The organism is Aeromonas sp. (assembly GCF_051657805.1).
Taxonomy (GTDB): Bacteria; Pseudomonadota; Gammaproteobacteria; order Enterobacterales; family Aeromonadaceae; genus Aeromonas.
Genome location: NZ_JBOFLJ010000031.1, coordinates 1 through 1,143 on the forward strand (window position 1 = coordinate 1; position 1,143 = coordinate 1,143).

General features: G+C 63.1%; 1 protein-coding gene. It reads left to right on the forward strand.

Annotated features, from left to right (window positions below):
- The first annotated feature begins 388 nt into the window (after nt 1-388).
- A complete protein-coding gene (locus ACRCYW_RS13525) occupies nt 389-997 on the forward strand; it encodes a hypothetical protein (protein WP_438550601.1) in 609 nt (202 codons plus the stop codon).
- Nucleotides 998-1,143: the final 146 nt, after the last annotated feature.

Consider the following 1,143-nt stretch of genomic DNA (forward strand, 5'->3'; position numbering starts at 1 on the left):
CATCCGGAGGATCGGTCTGCCGGTACTGCTGGCGACAAGTGTTACCAGCTGCGCCATGCCATCAACACATTCAACGAAGCGTCGCTTCGCACCAAGCACATTGACGGTGACTTGACTTTCGATGAAGGAGGTGTCGGCAGTTGACACCGGCTCAATCCCTGCAGGATGTACATGTTAGAAGTACCGCTCCAAGCCCATTAGGGGTATGGGGGATAAATTGGGATACGGGGTATATCTTTTTTAGTAGTCATTAAACTCTCATAATTAAACCATTTTCGAGTGTAATGACCATGGTCTTCTTCTGATAGGTGTCCACCACCCCATTGCCATCTCCGTGCGCTCCGCCGTCTGCCTCTTGGGCCCCTCCTTGCTACGCCTGGAGATGACCATGAGCAACGCCAACTTGGGCATGGACGTCGTCTGCCGTGTCATGTTTAACATGCAGCAGGACTACATGTCCTGGGTCCGCAGCACCTCGAATGGCGTCACGGCAGCCGTCCCCGACTTCCAACGCCTCATCAACCTGGTCGACACTCATCGCGCCAGCTGCCTCGCGGCATTGCCCTCCTCCTGGTACATGGTGCCTGGCGCCCCCGTGCCCGCAGGTGCCGCCCCGCCTGCCGGCGGGCCTCCTGCCGGTGGCGGCCCTGCCCAGGCCGGAGGTGGCTCCGGCGGAGGTGACTCTGGCGGCTCTGGTGGCGCCGGTGGGTCCAACGGCTCTGGACGCGGCGCCCCCGTCGTCAACGCGGCGGTCGACCCGGTCCTCAAGCGCCGCTACGATGCCTCGGGCCACACCTCCATCGGCTCCCTCCTCGGGGGGCGCTCCGTCACGGTGCCCAAGCGCGGCGGCAAGGACATCTGCCTCACGTGGGCTCTCCGCGGAAGCTGCAACTCCGGCTGCAAGCGCGCGGACAACCACGTCCGTTACAGCGTCACCATCAACCGCGCCATCGGGACTATCCTCAACGAGTGCGGGGTGCCCAACCCTCAGCCCTGAGCGTCCGCTGACGCGCCTGCGCAGGCTCCTGCTGTGGTCCTGCCCCCATCCTTCATCTCCATGCCAAACCGAAACTCCCATCAGTACCGCGAAACGCTGGCCTCCCTCACTGGCTCGCCTCCCTTGTCCGAGCCCCGTGAGCCCTC